The sequence below is a fragment of the Pseudomonas sp. P5_B2 genome, from assembly GCF_056400445.1.
This window is the reverse complement of record NZ_JBFULH010001315.1, coordinates 1-717: the sequence shown is the minus strand read 5'-3', so window position 1 is coordinate 717 and position 717 is coordinate 1. Positions and strand designations below refer to the sequence as shown.

General features: G+C 58.1%; 1 protein-coding gene. It reads right to left on the bottom strand.

Features of this window, described 5'->3' with window-relative positions:
* The coding region (locus tag AC1DRJ_RS30955) for a DUF1345 domain-containing protein (protein ID WP_477805461.1) at positions 1–609 on the bottom strand (609 nt) is incomplete at its 3' end.
* Positions 610–717: the final 108 nt, after the last annotated feature.

Here is a 717-nt window from a genome sequence, read left to right as displayed (position 1 = left end):
AAACCCGAGTATCGCTGTATTGAACACAAAGCCGATCAGCGACTGCGCCAGCACAATCTTGCGCATCTGCGGCGTCGTCACGCTGACATCCGAGGTCTGCACCGCCACGCCAATGGTGAAGGAAAAGTACAGGAAGTCCCAGTAATCAGGGTTATCCAGCCCCTCGGCAAAGTGTAGCGCCAAGTCTTTGCCGTCCCATGTGTAAAACAAACGGGCGTAGTGCACGCTGAAAATCACCCCGATCAGCAGCCACGAACCGATGACGCTTAGCGCGGTAAAGCCGTAATGCAGCCACTTGCGCGTGTTATCCAGGTCTGTGTTGCCAGCCAGTTCATAGGTAATGGTGGCCAGGCTGGCAAGCGCTGCGATACACACCATAAACAGGACCAGCCCGGCGTTTTCGTCTTCGATCTCGGCGATGCGCTTCACGTCTGGCGCCTTGGCCCGTGTGGTGAGCCACAGCATCAGGATCAGATAAGTCCAGACCCCGGCATTCCAGCCGATGAGGATTTTTCCGACGACTGTATCGGCAGGAACCAGAATACCTGTCGCAATACCCAGGACGGTGGCTGAAGACAGGCGAGGGTGGGTACGGGCGAGGAAAGGCATGGAGGCTCGATGTGTCAGGGCTTTGCAAATACCTTAGCCCAGTGCAGTCGGCAACGCGATCCACTGTGGGAGCGAGCCGGCTCCGGGCRGCGTTCCGACGATGGCGGC